At 43.7% G+C, this 17,000-nt stretch carries 12 protein-coding genes, 3 tRNA genes and 3 rRNA genes; 5 read left to right on the top strand and 13 right to left on the bottom strand.

The window, feature by feature from the left end; genetic code table 11:
- Positions 1-187: 187 nt before the first annotated feature.
- Together ACWIUD_RS08425 and ACWIUD_RS08420 are read left to right on the top strand one after the other, a co-directional pair.
- Positions 188-319: a hypothetical protein gene (locus ACWIUD_RS08425; protein ID WP_454148483.1), complete on the top strand. Its 132-nt coding sequence runs from the start codon at positions 188-190 to the stop codon at positions 317-319.
- Positions 306-397: transfer RNA gene (locus ACWIUD_RS08420), tRNA-Ser, on the top strand. The genes ACWIUD_RS08425 and ACWIUD_RS08420 overlap by 14 nt, the downstream gene beginning before the upstream one ends.
- A 223-nt stretch (positions 398-620) precedes the next feature.
- On the opposite strand, the gene ACWIUD_RS08415 is transcribed toward ACWIUD_RS08420, so the two are convergent.
- Positions 621-2,462, bottom strand: coding sequence for a sulfatase-like hydrolase/transferase (locus tag ACWIUD_RS08415; protein WP_454148481.1), 1,842 nt, complete (start codon positions 2,460-2,462; stop codon positions 621-623).
- 34 nt (positions 2,463-2,496) lie between these two features.
- Between ACWIUD_RS08415 and ACWIUD_RS08410 the strand changes: the two genes are divergently transcribed.
- Complete coding sequence (locus ACWIUD_RS08410) at positions 2,497-2,718, top strand: hypothetical protein (protein WP_454148479.1); 222 nt, start codon at positions 2,497-2,499, stop codon at positions 2,716-2,718.
- Between the two features lie 98 nt (positions 2,719-2,816).
- Positions 2,817-3,698, top strand: coding sequence for a polyphosphate kinase 2 (gene ppk2, locus ACWIUD_RS08405; protein ID WP_454148477.1), 882 nt, complete (start codon positions 2,817-2,819; stop codon positions 3,696-3,698).
- 192 nt (positions 3,699-3,890) lie between these two features.
- Here ppk2 and ACWIUD_RS08400 read toward each other — a convergent pair whose 3' ends face one another.
- The 3 genes from ACWIUD_RS08400 to ACWIUD_RS08390 form a co-directional block, all read right to left on the bottom strand.
- Positions 3,891-4,151: a hypothetical protein gene (locus tag ACWIUD_RS08400; RefSeq protein WP_454148475.1), complete on the bottom strand. Its 261-nt coding sequence runs from the start codon at positions 4,149-4,151 to the stop codon at positions 3,891-3,893.
- Positions 4,136-4,429 carry a hypothetical protein gene (locus tag ACWIUD_RS08395; protein ID WP_454148473.1) on the bottom strand — a complete coding sequence of 98 codons (294 nt, stop codon included), beginning with the start codon at positions 4,427-4,429 and terminating at the stop codon, positions 4,136-4,138. The genes ACWIUD_RS08400 and ACWIUD_RS08395 overlap by 16 nt, the downstream gene beginning before the upstream one ends.
- 71 nt (positions 4,430-4,500) lie before the next feature.
- A complete protein-coding gene (locus ACWIUD_RS08390; protein ID WP_454148471.1) occupies positions 4,501-5,127 on the bottom strand; it encodes a phosphatase PAP2 family protein in 627 nt (208 codons plus the stop codon).
- Between ACWIUD_RS08390 and ACWIUD_RS08385 the strand changes: the two genes are divergently transcribed.
- The gene (locus ACWIUD_RS08385; RefSeq protein ID WP_454148469.1) at positions 5,128-5,418 is read left to right on the top strand and encodes a hypothetical protein; all 291 of its coding nucleotides are present in this window, start codon (positions 5,128-5,130) and stop codon (positions 5,416-5,418) included.
- Positions 5,419-5,444: 26 nt separating this feature from the next.
- Here the strand turns inward: ACWIUD_RS08385 and ACWIUD_RS08380 are convergent, their stop codons facing one another.
- From ACWIUD_RS08380 to ACWIUD_RS08340, 9 genes are all read right to left on the bottom strand, one after another.
- Positions 5,445-5,693 (bottom strand): RNA-binding S4 domain-containing protein, encoded by a 249-nt coding sequence (locus ACWIUD_RS08380; protein ID WP_454148467.1) that lies wholly within the window; start codon positions 5,691-5,693, stop codon positions 5,445-5,447.
- The gene (locus ACWIUD_RS08375; RefSeq protein ID WP_454148465.1) at positions 5,680-6,165 is read right to left on the bottom strand and encodes a hypothetical protein; all 486 of its coding nucleotides are present in this window, start codon (positions 6,163-6,165) and stop codon (positions 5,680-5,682) included. Before ACWIUD_RS08375 ends, ACWIUD_RS08380 begins: the two co-directional genes overlap by 14 nt.
- Entirely contained in the window at positions 6,162-6,626 is a 465-nt protein-coding gene (locus ACWIUD_RS08370; protein WP_454148463.1) for a Sua5 YciO YrdC YwlC family protein, read from the bottom strand. The genes ACWIUD_RS08375 and ACWIUD_RS08370 overlap by 4 nt, the downstream gene beginning before the upstream one ends.
- Positions 6,627-6,635: 9 nt before the next feature.
- Entirely contained in the window at positions 6,636-10,325 is a 3,690-nt protein-coding gene (gene carB, locus ACWIUD_RS08365) for a carbamoyl-phosphate synthase large subunit (RefSeq protein ID WP_454148461.1), read from the bottom strand.
- A gap of 393 nt (positions 10,326-10,718) precedes the next feature.
- Positions 10,719-10,837, bottom strand: a 5S ribosomal RNA gene (gene rrf / locus ACWIUD_RS08360).
- A gap of 102 nt (positions 10,838-10,939) precedes the next feature.
- Positions 10,940-14,309: ribosomal RNA gene (locus ACWIUD_RS08355) — 23S ribosomal RNA — on the bottom strand.
- Between the two features lie 207 nt (positions 14,310-14,516).
- A tRNA-Ala gene (locus tag ACWIUD_RS08350) sits at positions 14,517-14,592 on the bottom strand.
- Positions 14,593-14,595: 3 nt separating this feature from the next.
- Positions 14,596-14,672, bottom strand: a tRNA-Ile gene (locus ACWIUD_RS08345).
- 90 nt (positions 14,673-14,762) lie between these two features.
- Positions 14,763-16,262 (bottom strand): 16S ribosomal RNA (locus ACWIUD_RS08340).
- Together the 16S, 23S and 5S rRNA genes with 2 tRNA genes alongside form the textbook arrangement of a ribosomal RNA operon.
- Between the last annotated feature and the right edge of the window lie 738 nt (positions 16,263-17,000).

Raw genomic sequence — 17,000 nt, 5'->3', positions numbered from 1 at the left:
AATCAAGGCGAATTTTTGGCAAAATTTTCGCAAAATGTAAAATTTACGCAAAAATTAGCGAAATTTCAAAATATTTTGCTACAATTTCGCTTTTTTAATGCAAATGCAAAATGTTTGCGAATTTTGACGCAGAATCTCGCTTTTTAATCGCAGAATCTGAAACTTCCCCCTTCCCTTGCGGAGTGGGTTGTGTGGTGGGTGCAGAATCTCATCTTTAACGCAGAATCTTGATTTAGATTCTGCGAATTTTGGATTTGCGGATTTGGCGCAGAAGTTAGCAAAGATTCTGCGAATCGCATTTTTTTGGACCGGTGGGTGAGTTGGCTTAAACCACGTCCCTGCTAAGGACGCGTAGTCGTTAAGATTACCGAGGGTTCGAATCCCTCCCTGTCCGCCATAACTTTAAACTTCAACTTTTCACAAATCAAATTTAAAATCAAATTTTTCACAGCTGAATCTAAAACCATAATCGTTAAGACATTTTCACGCGTGGGGTTCGAATCCCTCAATGACCCGCCATAATTTTAAACTTCAAAATTTTCCGTAACCAAAATCTAAATTCAACTTTTTCACAATTTACAATAGCAAAATCGCAGAATCTACCGCAGATTCTGCGAATGCTACTTGATTTCCTTCCATTTGCTTGTATCCAGCACATCTTCAACTTCCCACACTTTTTCAAAAATCAATCCATCATTTCTCTGCGCCTTCTGCGTCCAGTGGATATTTAGCGTGTGAATGATTTTGCGATTTTTGGGATAATTTTGCAAGATATTTTTTTCATCGCACGCATTTAATTTATCGCATAAAATCCCATAAACATCGGCATTACTCATTAGTCGCATATCCGTTTTTAGTGCGCCATTCGCATTAAAATGCTTTATCATCAAAAGCGGATTTGGATTATTTCCAAGCGATTTTTTAGGCATATTATGCTCAATTATGTCATTATAACTATGGTCGCTAACTAGCGCAATCATCGTGTTATCATAGATTTTCTCCGCCTTTAAAAAGTGCAAAATTTTAATAGTTTCTTTTATCGCGCAAATTTCATTATCATAATGATTTGGATTTGCCACAAATGCGCGAAACTGCGCTGGAAGTTGCGAAGGGGCATTAAACTTTGGCGCACAATCCGCAGAATCCAGCGAAAAAGGATAGTGCGTATGCATTGTATGGATGTATTTTAGCGTTTTTTGCGTGGCGTTTGTGTTTAGATTATCCGCAATCATCGGTAGTTGCGAAGTATTTTTAAGTCCATTTATAAATCCGCCAATTTGCACTTTACTGCCAAAAATCCACGAATAGTTCCCAAACTCAAAGTCCCTATAAATCCGCACGCGAAAAGAATATGGCGCAAAATAAAATAATCCCATCGAAATCATCTCACCAATGGGGCGATTTTTTGCGCGGAGATTCTGCACTAAGTCATCTAAATTATACGCATTTTTGTAACTCTCAAAATAATCATCGCCATATTCATAAATGTGGATTTTTGGCGCAGAATCTGCGTTTTGCAAATATGGCATTCCAAAACTACTCACTTCAAATCCCGCCTTTGCAAATTGCCTATAACTCTCAATCAAGGCATTTTTGGCACTTTTTGCATACTGCTCCAAAGACTTTTCTTTGTTTGCATATGGCGCAAGTGCGTGTCCGCTTAAAATCGTGTGCGCCGTCCGCGTGGTGTGCCCATCCACGCTAAGTGTATTTGGATAATAAGTAAATCCGCTAAATTCCCTCTCAAACTCGGGGAATTGCTCAAAAATATACTTCAAATGCGACCCGCTAAATCCATCAAAAAGCAAAATTAGCACATTTAAATCATCTTTACTAAAAGCAGTGAGTTGTCCGTGATATGCGGGTAATTTCGCAGAATCTGCGGGGTTTTTAGAGTTAGATTCTGCGATTTTTGCAGAATCTAAATTGTGCGTATCTTTTATGATTTTATAGCAATAAATACCGCCCACAGCGACAAAACTAATAAAAAATACCCTAAAAATCACAAGAGTAATTTGCCTAAATCTTAACAGCACCATCGCCACCACGCACGATAAAATGCCGATTGCCAAATCCACGAATTTCCCCTGCGGTGCGGATAAATTATGCGGATTTTTAAAGGTGAAATTATCAATCTCGCTATAACTTTCACCCGTCATCACATTAAAATCTAGCACGAAGCAATAAATAAATCCAATGCTTAAAACCACGCAAAATGCGAATGTGCCGATTTTCAAAAGTCTTGTTTTGTAGAAAAAACTCGTGGTGTAGATGATTGCACCGCTTGTGAGGATAAAAAATCCCGCTAGCGCGCATAAAGTCGAGGTCGTCTGCGTGGCGTCAAACTGCGTCACATCGCTTGAATACAGCGCAAATGGCGAGAAAACGCAGACTAAAAAGCAAATATTTAAAATCGCAAAGATGGAAATATCGCGGTAAATTTTGTAGTCTTTGTCGCTCAAATCGCCGTGCGATGGGAAAATCGCGCGAATTAGATTGCGTGGGAATTTGGGAAATTTGGGATTTGTGGGATTTGTGGGAGATTCTGCGTTTTTTTGGGGAGATTCTGCGAAATTCGCAGAATCTGCGGGATTTTTGGGGTTTTTTGTATTAGATTCTGCGTTTTTCGCAGAATCTGCGTTATTTAGCGCACCGCGCCGTTCTCTCTCTCTCTCTCTCTCTCGTTGCGTTTCATTAAAGGTTTCATCGAAAGTCTAAAAAATCTCATTTGCAAAATCCTTTTTAAAAAAAATAAAGCGAATTTTAGCGCATTTTTGCTACAATCAAAACTTAAAATTTCAAAACGGAGGGACAAAATGTCAAAACAAATTGTGATTCGACCAGAGGATAGCAAGGATATAAGCGAGGTTTATAAAGAGCGCGGGAAGCTACAAGTCTTCAAACGCAAATTTTATGAGGACGAAATGTATAAGCTAGAAATCGAGCTTATAAAGTTTCAAACTTGGGTGATGAATAACAAAAAGCGCGTGTTAATCATTATGGAAGGGCGCGATGGCGCGGGAAAAGGCGGGACGATTAAGGCACTCACAAATCGCCTAAATGCAAGAGGACTGCGAATCGTAGCACTCCCTGCGCCAACAGAGCTAGAAAAACGCGATTGGTATTTTTTGCGCTATCTTATCAAGCTCCCGCGACCGGGCGAAATCGTGCTTTTTGATAGAAGCTGGTATAACCGCGCTGGTGTCGAGCGCGTGATGGGATTTTGCACACAGGAGGAATACCGCGAGTTTATCATACAAGTCTCAAACCTAGAAAATATGCTAATTTCAAGCGGACTAATCGTCTTTAAATACTTTCTAAATGTCGCGCGAGATGAGCAAAAAAGGCGCATAGAACGGCGCAAAACCGACCCGCTTCGTATGTGGAAGCTAAGCCCCATTGACAACAAATCGCTAAATCTTTGGGATGAATACACGGAGGCGTTTCAAAAGATGTTTTCACGCACGCACACTGCGGAGGCGCCGTGGATTTTGGTGAATTCTACGGATAAAAAACGAGCGCGAATCAATATCGCGCGGGATTTGCTCTCAAAAGTCGATTATGATGGCAAAGACCAAACGAAAGTCTGCCTACTAGCCGACCCGACAATCGTTACGCCATATTCGCAAGCGTCATTTTTCTCGCGCAAAGAAAAGAAAGAAAAAGAAAAAGACGGCAAAAAAGGGAAAAAGAAGTAGGATTTTTGGGAGATTCTGCGGGTAGATTCTGCGAAATTTGGGCGGATTCTGCGATTTTTACGCAATTCGCAGAATCTCACACGAAAACGCAGAATCTGCAACTAATTGTCATTGCGAGAGAATGAGCGAAGCGAATTCTCGTGGCAATCTATTATTTTGTCATTTTGAGATTGCAAAGCAATCGAAGAATCTCTATTTTTTGAGATTTTTCGCTACACTCAATATGACAATTTGAAGTGTTTTTCGCAGAATCTGCGATAGTTTTATCATTTTTGCTATCGCAAAAATTTGTGGATTGCTTCGTTGCACTCGCTTCGCTTCGTGCGCCTCGCAATGACGAAAACACACTAGATTCTGCGATTTTCGCGCAATTCGCAGAATCTCACACAAAAACGCAGAATCTGCGATATTTTCGCCATTTTTAGCATTCGATTCGCTTATTTCTTTTCGCAAAAGGGCTGCACCCCCCTCCCCGCTCCCCCTACGCGCCAAAAAGCAGCCGCTTTTTCGCTTTTAGGGGGAGTGCCTCGCTTATCCGCTTCTAGCAAAAAATCGGCGGTTGCACTACTGCAACCTTCAAACCGATTTTTTGCACCACGAAGCGGGCGAGATTTGGGTGCTTCGCACGGATTATTTTTGGATGGTTGCTTCGTTGCACTCGCTTTGCTTATTCGCAATGACGAATCTATTTTAGATTTTAGATTTGCCAAATCTGCGGAATGACTACCCAAAACAAGCGAAGCGCAGTTTCCTCAAAAGACAAATTGCTCTCAAAATCCAAAAGATAAATTGCACTCAAAACCTAAAAAACATAACTCACGCTAACATAATAAAATATCCTATACGCCCTATCTCGCCCAACTGATGGGAAAACGAAAAATTGTCGGCGCGGTGCGGAATGATAAGTGTTGCGATATGCCACGCCAAATGCGCTATTATCCACAAACTCGCTGTATGGCGTGGTAAAAAGCGCGGCAAATCCCCACGCAATCGCACTCCCCACCAAAACCTGCCAAACGCTATGCTTCTCCGCATACACGCGCGATGCGCTAGTGGCGACACTTAGCGCGATAAGTGGCAGTGCCGGCTTCCACCCGTAGCGATAAAATACATATCCCGCCGCACTCATCGCCCCGCCTGCGTGCCCGCTTGGCATCCCCTTGTAACTATCGCAACACGGGCGTTTGGCAAATGCGATGCTATATCCATTTTTATGTGCTAAATTAAAACCGCTTTTTATCCCTTCAATCGCGCCCTGCGTTGCTGCCGTGCCTAGCAATAATTGAAATGCGCCCCAATAATCCTCCATACTCTCACTCACAACGCCCACAGGCACGGGCATAAGCGTGAATGTATCGCCGAATATTTCAAAGTCGCTTCGTGCGTGTGTGACAACGCAGATGATGAGATAAAAGATAAGTTTTTGCATTTGTTTCCTTTAATAGATTCTGCGAAAATTGCGCTAGATTCTGCGAATTTCCCCAAAAAACGCGCTAGATTCTGCGATTTTCGTTTGAGATTCTGCGAAAATTGCGCGAGATTCTGCGAATTTCGTTCGAGATTCTGCGAATTATCTTACGCTGTCATTGCGAGACTTGCTTGCAAGTCGTGGCAATCTATATTTAAAAAGTGGATTGCCACGAAAATTCGCTACGCTCATTTTCTCGCAATGACGAAATTCAAGCAGATTCTGCGATTTTCGTTCGAGATTCTGCGCTAGATTCTGCGAAAATCGCAGAATCTGCCCTACCCTACTTCCTCCCAAAAGTCATTTTTGGCGTTTTTGGGGACATTTTTGGATTGTGGGATTGCTAAAATCTTGTATTTTTTGGTATATTCTAAAAATTTGATTTCCACAATATCGCCGATTTTTACCTCCCTACTTGCCTTTACAACCGCGCCATTTACGCAAACTAAATTATTTTTGATTAAATCCTGCGCTAGACTGCGCCGTTTTAGGATATTTGTCGTATTTAGAAATTTATCTATTCGCATTTGTATTTGCCTCATTTTGTCCGCTACTATTTGCTCCACGATTTGCTCCCAAATTCACTTTCACAACCTTTGGATTTTCCGCTGTGTTGTAATAAAACTTGTATTTATCCCTGTAAATCACGCGCACAACTTCGCTTTTGCCATTTTGGATAATGCGGACATTTTCTTTTAAAAAGAGTTTTTGCCCCACGCTTTGCCCTACGCTTGGGATTAAAGTCGCCATCAAAATCATCGCACAAAGCAAATAAAGAATTTTCAAAAAATTACCATTCGCCACAAAGCAAATCCCGCTAAACGCCCCAAACAGCGCGTAAAAATACAAATTTAGATTCTGCGTGAAAAATCCGTTGAAATATTCTTTGATTTCATAGGGCGCAAAATAATTTATCCAAACCCCGCCATAGAACATAATCAGCGGGAAAAGTCCAAAGATTGCGCCAAATGCGAGAGTTGAAAATATGCGTGAAATCATCGAATCTTCTTTAATTTGGATTTTTTGACTTTGAAAATATGTGAAGGCGAATCCTCACGCAACCCACGCGAATCGCTTACAATAATATCCGCGCTTTGTAGTGCGAATGCTTCGTCAAATCGTCCGCCATTTTTATTTGCTGATGATGAAAAAAGTGTGCCAAATCGTTTTAAAAAAGCGTGGTGGAGATTCGTGCCTTTGTCGCTAAAATCATCGCGCACCACGCGAAAAGATAGCCCGTTATCAAAAATAAATGTGCTTTTTTTTGCACGGCGAATGCGTTTTTGTAAGATTCGCGGGATTCGCGTGATATTTTTTATGTGCGCCAAATCACACGATTCGCGTAAAATCGCTTTGTTTTTGGGGCTGTTTTTTGCATTTAAGATTCGCAATCGATTCGCACTCAAAAATCCCGCTGTGGTATCGCTCTGCGCTAAAAAAATGGCGTTTGATAAATCCATTTTATTGTCCTAAATTTTTTTGCTAGATTCTGCGTTTTTCGCAGAATCTGCGCTAGATTTTGTGCGATTCGCAGAATCTACGCTAGATTCTGCGACTAAATATTCCTGCAAAGGTTTTGCGGTGTTTGGCGAATTTTTGCGCAACTCTTTTATCGCTTCTATCGCTACTGCTGTCCCTGCGATTGTCGTAAAATAGGGCAGATTGAGGCGCACGACTTGGGCGCGAATCTGCCTTGCGTCATCTTTGCTAGACTTATTGTCGCTCGTATTTACGATAAGGCAAATCTCGCCATTTGTCAGCATATCGTGGATATTTGGGCGTCCCTCGCTAATTTTTAGCACCTTGTGTGCGGGGATTTTATGCGCCTCCAAGCAGTCATAAGTCCCGCCTGTGGCATAAATCTTAAATCCAAGTTTGGCAAAACCCTTTGCGATTCGTGGCAATTCAGGCTTGTCATTGTCAGCGACTGACAAAAGCACGCTGCCCGATAACGGAATGACATTTTTGGAGGCGATTTGACTTTTGGCAAAGCTCATCGCAAAATTACGCGAAATCCCCATAACCTCGCCCGTGCTTTTCATCTCAGGTCCCAAAATCAAATCCGCCCCGCTTAGTTTGCTAAATGGAAAGACAGATTCTTTCACAGCGATATGTTTTAATGCCTTGTGGCAAAGCGGTTTTGCGTTAAAATCCACGCGATGAAAGCTATCATAAAATTTCAACGCTTCTTTGAGAGTGCCTTTTGGCGTATTATTTTGTGAATAGTTCCACATTACACGGGTGGCGACTTTGGCAAGCGGTATCCCTGTGGCTTTACTCACAAAAGGCACGGTGCGAGAAGCGCGCGGATTTACTTCGATGATATAAAGCGTATTTTGGTGGATTGCGTATTGAATGTTTAGTAGCCCCACGATTCCTAACTCTATGGCGATTTTTTCGGTGGTGGTGCGAATGGATTCTAGCATTTTCTCATCGATATTTATGCTAGGCAAGACACTTGTGCTATCCCCGCTATGCACGCCTGCTTCCTCGATATGCTGCATAATCCCGCCGATATAGACTTCCTCCCCATCGCAAATCGCATCGACATCAAGCTCGGTGGCGTGGTCTAAAAATTTATCCACAAGCACGGGGCTAGACTCACTCACTCTCACCGCCTCGTCCATATAGGTTTTTAGCTCATCATCGCTTTGCACGATACGCATAGCCCGTCCGCCTAGCACATAGCTAGGGCGCACAAGCACGGGGTAGCCGATATTTCGCGCTATGGCAAAGGCTTGTTCTTTGCTTGTGGCAGAGCCGTTTGGGGGCTGATTTAGATTTAGCTTTTTTGCAAATGTGGCGAATTTCTCTCTATCCTCTGCGGTGTCGATTACGGTTGCCTTTGTGCCGATGATTTTTGCCCCGATGGTGGTGAGATTTTTGGCAAGTTTTAGTGGCGTTTGTCCGCCAAAATGCACGATTATGCCATTTGGATTTTCTCTCTCTATCACAGCTCTCACGCGCTCAAAGTCGATAGGCTCGAAGTAAAGAGTGTCGCTTGTGTCATAATCTGTGCTAACGGTCTCTGGGTTGCAGTTATACATTATGCTTTGCACGCCTAAGTCTTTGAGCGCGAAGCTAGAATGCACACAGCAATAATCAAATTCGATGCCCTGACCGATGCGATTTGGACCCCCTCCAATTATCAGCACTTTTTTGCTTTGTGCGTCATCTTTTTGGCAATTTGTTCTGGGGTATTCATTCGAGTTGTTTGTTTTGGAATCACGTGCCGTGTGAGATTCTGCATTTATTTTGTCATTGCGAGATTCGGCGATAGCCGAATCGTGGCAATCTATATTGTTTTTTGTGGATTTGTGGATTGCCGCGCTCGTTACACTCGCTCGCAATGACGATTTGTGGGTAGATTCTGCGTTTTTTGCAGAATCTACCCACAAATCAATCGAAGTATTTGCGGTGTGGCTTTGCGCTGTTTTTGCGTGAAACGAGCGAGATAGAACTAATGGTTCATCGAGCGAAGTTTTATGCGAAAACGGCGCAAATTGCATACCCAAAGACAAATTGCTCACAGGAATCGTAGAGTAAAGGTATGGGGTCAAAGCCTCAAACTCCGCCGCACAAGTATCCACCTCCTCATATCTCGCCACCACGCCCATTGCCTTTCTTGCCGTGTAGATTTCGCCCTCACTCATCTCCACGCCCTCATTTTGCGCTAAAAGTCTAGCCAAAGCCTTATCGCTAAATCCCTGCGATTTGAGAGAGCGCATAGCCCCCTCATCACGTAAAATCTCGCTACTTATGCCCCTTTCAGCCTCCACTAGCTCATAGATTTGGTGCAAAAACCATTTATCGATTTTGCTAAGCTCCGCGACTTCCTCTACACTAAGCCCCAGCCGAAAGCAATCCGCTACATATAAGATTCGATTTGCATTTGCCCTGCGCGTCTCTTTTTTCGCTAGCTCAATGTCGCTTGTCATACTATCCAACCCGCAAAATCCATTCTCCAAGCTACACAACGCCTTTTGCAAGCTCTCTTTAAAACTCCCGCCAATCGCCATCACCTCGCCGATAGACTTCATCGAAGTGGTGAGGGTAGAATCTGCCAGCGGGAATTTCTCAAAAGTAAAGCGCGGGATTTTGGTAACGATATAATCAATGCTCGGCTCAAAGCTCGCAGGTGTGCCTGTAATGTCATTTGTAATCTCATCTAGGCTAAATCCAACAGCTAGCATTGTAGCCACTTTGGCTATGGGGTAGCCTGTTGCCTTGCTCGCAAGTGCGGAGCTACGCGACACTCGCGGATTCATCTCAATCACCGTCATTCGCCCATTGCTAGGATTTATGGCAAACTGCACATTGCTCCCACCCGTATCCACGCCGATTTCACGCAAAATCTTAAAAGAAGCATCGCGCATTCGCTGATATTCTTTGTCGGTGAGCGTGAGCGCAGGGGCGATAGTGATAGAATCCCCCGTATGCACGCCCATAGGGTCTAGATTCTCGATAGAGCACACGATTATGCAGTTATCATTCTTATCGCGGATTACCTCCATTTCATATTCTTTCCACCCCAAAAGGCTTTCTTCGATTAAGATTTCATTGATAGGGCTTGCCTCTAGCCCCGCTTTTGCCAATGCCTTAAACTCCTCGATATTATACGCCACGCCACTACCACCGCCTGCTAGCGTGTAGCTCGCACGGATAATAAGCGGGAATCCAATGCTTTGTGCCGCCTGCTCCGCTTCCTCAAGCGTGTAGGCATAGTGGCTCTTTGGCAAATCCATACCAATCTTTAACATAGCCTCTTTAAACGCCTGCCTATCCTCGCCTTTTTTGATTGCGCTAGGATTTGCGCCCAAAAACTTCACACCATTCAATGCCCCGCTTTCATACATTTCCATTGCGACATTGAGCGCGGTTTGCCCACCCATAGTAGGCAGTATCGCGTCTATGTTTTCGGCTTTTATGATATTTGCGATGACTTCTTGCGTGATAGGCTCGATATAAGTGCGGTGGGCAAAATCAGGGTCTGTCATAATGGTCGCGGGGTTTGAGTTTATCAGCACCACGCGGTAGCCCAAGTTTTTGAGCGTCTTTGCCGCTTGCGTGCCTGAATAGTCAAACTCGCACGCCTGCCCGATGACAATGGGTCCAGAGCCGATGAGTAAAATAGTGTTAATGTCGGTGCGTTGTGGCATAGTCGTCCTTGATTTTTTCAAAATTTTTGGATTCTACACAATATGGACTTTAATAATCTTTAAAAAATGCAAAAAATAAATAATAATTCGCAGAATCTAATGCGCTAATTTTGTAAAATCGCAGAATCTAACAAATAATGCAGATTCTGCGATTTTCGCAAATTTTATCAATCCAAGCAAAATCATATCAATTCGCAGAATCTAGCGTAAGATTGTAATGATTCGCAGAATCTAGCAAAGATTTCAACGATTTGCAGAATCTAATTTGTATAAAATCGCGGAATCTCCATTAGATTCTGCGAATCTTATGGATTTTATATGATTAAAAAAAATAAAATGTATAAAATTTGAAGTGATTAAATTGTAAGAAATAAGTTAGAGAATTTTCTCTAATCCCTGCATCAACCTACATTCCCACGCTTGAAAAACGCAGTATCATCGGCAAAAAGAAGCTTAACTGCTAGGTTCGGGATGGAAAACTAGGTGTGTCCTTCTTTTTCATAAACACAAGGAAAAGAGAAAGGATAATGTAACACAAATATTTGGATACACTATACTTTCTCTTTCAATAGCCAATAGTTATAGACTAAACAAGGTAGTGCTAAATTAGAATATCAAATAAGCCAAGCGGTCTATTAGTAGTAGTCAGCTAAACACATTACTATGCTTACACACCTACCCTATCAAGCAGCTAGTCTTGCTGCGACCTTCAGGGAGAGTTCATCTTGGAGTTGGCTTCCCGCTTAGATGCTTTCAGCGGTTATCACATCCACGCGTAGCTACGCAGCGATGCTCTTGGCAGAACAACTGCTACACCAGTGGCGTGTCCATCCCGGTCCTCTCGTACTAGGGACAGCTCTCCTCAACTCTCCTACGCCCACGGCAGATAGGGACCGAACTGTCTCACGACGTTCTGAACCCAGCTCGCGTACCGCTTTAAATGGCGAACAGCCATACCCTTGGGACCTGCTCCAGCCCCAGGATGCGATGAGCCGACATCGAGGTGCCAAACCTCCCCGTCGATGTGAGCTCTTGGGGGAGATCAGCCTGTTATCCCCGGGGTACCTTTTATCCTTTGAGCGATGACCCTTCCACACAGAATCACCGGATCACTATGACCGACTTTCGTCTCTGCTCGACTTGTTTGTCTCGCAGTCAGGCTGGCTTATGCCATTACACTCTGCTTGCGATTTCCAACCGCAATGAGCCAACCTTTGCAAGCCTCCGTTACTTTTTAGGAGGCGACCGCCCCAGTCAAACTACCCACCAGACATTGTCCTGCTAGAGGATAACTCTAGCCAGTTAGCCCACAGAAACATTAAGGGTGGTATCTCAAGGACAGCTCCATCTCCACCAGAGTAGAGACTTCAAAGCTTCCCACCTATCCTGCGCATAATGCTCCCATGTGCAGTGCCAAGCTGTAGTAAAGGTCCACGGGGTCTTCCCGTCTTGCCGCGGGTAGGAGGAATTTTCACCTCCACTACAATTTCACTGAATCTCTCTTTGAGACAGCTCCCATCTCGTTACGCCATTCATGCAGGTCGGTATTTAACCGACAAGGAATTTCGCTACCTTAGGACCGTTATAGTTACGGCCGCCGTTTACTCGGGCTTCAATTCAATGCTTTGGGTTGCCCCTGACAAATCCTCTTAACCTTCGAGCACCGGGCAGGCGTCACACCTTATACTTCCTCTTACGAGTTTGCAAAGTGCTGTGTTTTTGGTAAACAGTCGGGAGGGACTCTTTGCTGAGACCTATTGCTAGGCACACCTTATCGCGAACTTACGGTGCTAGTTTGCAGAGTTCCTTAAAGAGAGTTCTTTCACGCGCCTTAGAATACTCATCTCATCTACCTGTGTCGGTTTGCGGTACGGGCAATAGTAGCTAAACTTAGAAACTTTTCTTGGCACGACGGTATCAGTGATTCTCCCCGCTATCCGAAGACTTTGGAGAGCCTTTTAGGTTTGACATACAGAGGCGGATTTGCCTATCCTCCAAGCTACACCCTTAGACTAGCACTTCCATCAGCTAGCTCACCTAACCCTATGCGTCCTTCCATCGCACACTACTATTGGTATTGGAATATTAACCAATTTTCCATCGACTACCCATTTCTGACTTGTCTTAGGACCCGACTAACCCTACGATGACGAGCATCGCGTAGGAAACCTTAGACTTTCGGCGAAGTGGATTCTCACCACTTTTATCGCTACTCATTCCTGCATGCTCACTTCGCATCGCTCCACCACTTCTTGCCGATATGGCTTCAACGCTGATACGAACGCTCTTCTACCACTCTATGCACCAGCATAGAATCTACAACTTCGGTGTCTATCTTAGCCCCGTTATATTTTCTGCGCAAAATCACTAGACCAGTGAGCTGTTACGCTTTCTTTAAAGGATGGCTGCTTCTAAGCCAACCTCCTGGTTGTCTAAGTAACTTCACATCATTTTCCACTTAGAATAGAACTTTGGGACCTTAGTTGGTAGTCTGGGTTGTTCCCCTTTTGACGATTGATTTTATCACCCACCGCCTGACTCCCAAGATAAGGCAATAGGTATTCGTAGTTTGACAGGGGTTGGTACCGCGGTAGGCAGCCCTAGCCCAATCAGTGCTCTACCCCCTATTGCTATCACTTGAGGCTATACCTAAATATATTTCGAAGAGAACCAGCTATCACCAAGTTTGTTTGGCCTTTCACCCCTATCCACAACTCATCCCAACCCGTTTCAATGGGCACGAGTTCAGTCCTCCATAAGCTGTTACACTTACTTCAACTTGGTCATGGATAGATCACTTGGCTTCGGGTCTGCAGCATCTGACTTAACGCCCTATTAAGACTCGCTTTCGCTATGGCTTCGCGTGTGCTTAACCTTGCCAGACACCACAACTCGCAGGATCATTATGCAAAAGGCAGTCCATCACACCAGTGAGCCCCTCTGAAGAATCGATAAAGATTCGCTACGAATCTATACTATATATTTGAATCGTAGCAATAAAATTTTACAACAATAAGCCTACTTGGATTGTTGCTGAACGACAATAATTTTATCTTTGTCGGATTTTAATGCCCACACAAGAGCAACAACCCAAAAAATTATTGACCAGCCCAAGAAAAAGTTTAGTGCAAAAATTGCAACACTATTTTCTCTGCCCTTCAATACAGCAATCCCTGTCGGTATTAAGTAAATAGTGCATATTAGCACAATACCTATAATAGAACGCGATGCGACAAATGTCGCTTTAAGCGTAGCTAAAATACCTTTACCAGCTAGAGATGCACCTTTACTTATATTGCTTGGCTTCTTATCGTTTTCATCTTTACCCATAAGTTTCTCCTTGAATTTAAATATTGGAGAAATTAGGTTAAGGGAGGGGATATACATTTTTTCCCCCCCCCAATTCCTCAAAGGGACTCACTATGGTGCTCTGAATGATTGTAAGCAAATGGTTTCAGGTTCTATTTCACTCCGCTCACTGCGGTTCTTTTCACCTTTCCCTCACGGTACTTGTGCGCTATCGGTGTAGTAGTAGTATTTAGGGTTGGAGAGTGGTCTCCCCGGCTTCAGGCAAGATTTCTCGTGTCTCGCCCTACTCTGGATACTGCTACCTATGAATATTTTACGCTTACGGGGCTATCACCCTTTATAGCAGACTTTTCCAAGTCCTTCTGCTTTGATATTCAAGTGGATATTGCAGTCCTCAACCCCGAATGCAAGCACTCGGTTTGCCCTCTTCCCCGTTCGCTCGCCGCTACTAGGAGAATCTCTATTGATTTCTTTTCCTCTAGCTACTGAGATGTTTCACTTCGCTAGGTTCGCTCCATTTAAGGTAATGCGCATCACTACGCATTGGGTTTCCCCATTCGGAAATCTGCGGATCAAAGCCTCTTGACAGCTCCCCACAGCTTATCGCAGTCTAGTGCGTCCTTCATCGCCTCTACTACCCAAGGCATCCACCATTTGCTCTTAACAAGCTTATAAATGAGATATTCTAATTTACATTCACTACCTTGCTTAATCTATAATGATTAAACAAGCAAATTGTAATCTTTTACTATTGGCTATTAACAAAGAATTTTAAAACAACGCTAGACTTAAAAAGTCTAAATATATGATTCGTTGCGAATCGATTCACAAAAATCACATATTTAGACTTTAAAAACTACAAAGATTCACGCTAGATTCTAATGGTGGAGAATAGCGGGATCGAACCGCTGACCTCCTGCGTGCAAAGCAGGCGCTCTCCCAGCTGAGCTAATTCCCCTTGTGGTGGGCTTAGGAGGACTTGAACCTCCGACCTCACCCTTATCAGGGGTGCGCTCTAACCACCTGAGCTATAAGCCCCTATCAAAACAACTAGCAGTAATCTCTGAAAACTAAGCAAAGCTAACAAAATCTCACAACGACTAAAAACATATTTCTAAAAATTCTCTGAAAGGAGGTGATCCAACCGCAGGTTCACCTACGGTTACCTTGTTACGACTTCACCCCAGTCGCTGCATCCGCCGTGGACGGTAGCCAGTTTAGCATTCCGGCTTAGGGCGAATACAACTCCCATGGTGTGACGGGCGGTGAGTACAAGACCCGGGAACGTATTCACCGCAACATTGCTGATTTGCGATTACTAGCGATTCCAGCTTCATGCAGTCGAGTTGCAGACTACAATCCGAACTGAGAGGCGTTTTAGGGATTTGCTCTATCTCGCGATTTTGCATCTCTTTGTGCGCCCCATTGTAGCACGTGTGTAGCCCTAGGCGTAAGGGCCATGATGACTTGACGTCGTCCTCACCTTCCTCCTCCTTACGAAGGCAGTCTCCCTAGAGTGCTCAGCCGAACTGCTAGCAACTAAGGACGAGGGTTGCGCTCGTTGCGGGACTTAACCCAACATCTCACGACACGAGCTGACGACAGCCGTGCAGCACCTGTTTTCAAGCTCTGGCAAGCCAGCACTCCGCTATCTCTAGCAGATTCTATCAATGTCAAGCCTAGGTAAGGTTCTTCGCGTAGCTTCGAATTAAACCACATGCTCCACCGCTTGTGCGGGTCCCCGTCTATTCCTTTGAGTTTTAATCTTGCGACCGTACTCCCCAGGCGGAATGCTTAATGCGTTAGCTGCATTACTGCCCTGTCAAGCAGGGCAACAACTAGCATTCATCGTTTAGGGCGTGGACTACCAGGGTATCTAATCCTGTTTGCTCCCCACGCTTTCGTGCATGAGCGTCAGTAATGTTCCAGTAGGTCGCCTTCGCAATGAGTATTCCTCTTGATCTCTACGGATTTTACCCCTACACCAAGAATTCCACCTACCTCTCCCACACTCTAGAATAGCAGTTTCAAATGCAGTTCTATGGTTAAGCCATAGCATTTCACATCTGACTTACTATCCCGCCTGCGCACTCTTTACGCCCAGTGATTCCGAGTAACGCTTGCACCCTCCGTATTACCGCGGCTGCTGGCACGGAGTTAGCCGGTGCTTATTCGTTAGATACCGTCATAATCTTCTCTAACAAAAGGAGTTTACAATCCTAAAACCTTCATCCTCCACGCGGCGTTGCTGCTTCAGGGTTTCCCCCATTGAGCAATATTCCCTACTGCTGCCTCCCGTAGGAGTCTGGACCGTGTCTCAGTTCCAGTGTGTCCGTTCACCCTCTCAGGCCGGATACCCGTCATAGCCTTGGTGAGCCATTACCTCACCAACAAGCTGATAGGACATAGGCTAATCCCATAGCGAAAAACTTTCCCCCGTAGGGAGTATCTAGTATTAATCACCGTTTCCAGTGGCTATCCTAGACTATGGGGTATATTACCTATGCGTTACTCACCCGTGCGCCACTAATCCACTTCCTAGCAAGCTAGAAAGCTTCATCGTTCGACTTGCATGTATTAGGCACGCCGCCAGCGTTCACTCTGAGCCAGGATCAAACTCTCCATAAAAAATGGCTTTTGAGATTCGCAACGAATCCAAAACGCCAAAAAAAATGAAAAATTCGTATCCAACTAGCTCAATTAAAACCAAAATATCCACATTTCGCCACGCGCTAGGCGCGACAAAATGCGTGTAAGACAAGTTGTATTCAATCAAACTAACTTAAACACAATTCATTGTGATATTCGTTAGTCCTTGCTTAGTTGTCAAAGATCACTATACTAAAAATTGTAATGTTTAAGAATCTAAAAACATTAAATCTCTAAATTACAGAACACCTAAATTCTAAAAGAAAATTTACGATTTAAAATGGAATTTGATTTGCTTATGCTAATACAAAAATAATTCCAAACTATTTCAAAAATTTCTATCGAAAAAAGGAAGCGGAATAATACAACTATATTCCTTAAACGAAACTTAAAAAAATAAAAATTTTTGCAAAATTTTAAAATTTTTTAGATTCGCCCTACTCTGCCCTATTTTGCACAAAAATATCACTTCTAATATTTACACAATCACAAAATTTTATAATATGTGCAAATTCCACCACACCAAAATTCTACATTCTGGAAATTAAAAGGGGCAATTCAAAGTATTTCGTAAAACTCTCCATATCCAGCAAGATTCTGCCTCACAGCAAATTCGCAGAATCTAATATAGATTGCCACGATTTTGTGAAGCAAAATCTCGCAATGACGATTTTTTTAGATTTTTCGCTTTGCTCGCAGATTCTGCGAATTTAGCGC

Source organism: Helicobacter sp. 23-1044 (genome assembly GCF_053654695.1).
This window is presented reverse-complemented; position numbering and strand designations above follow the sequence as displayed.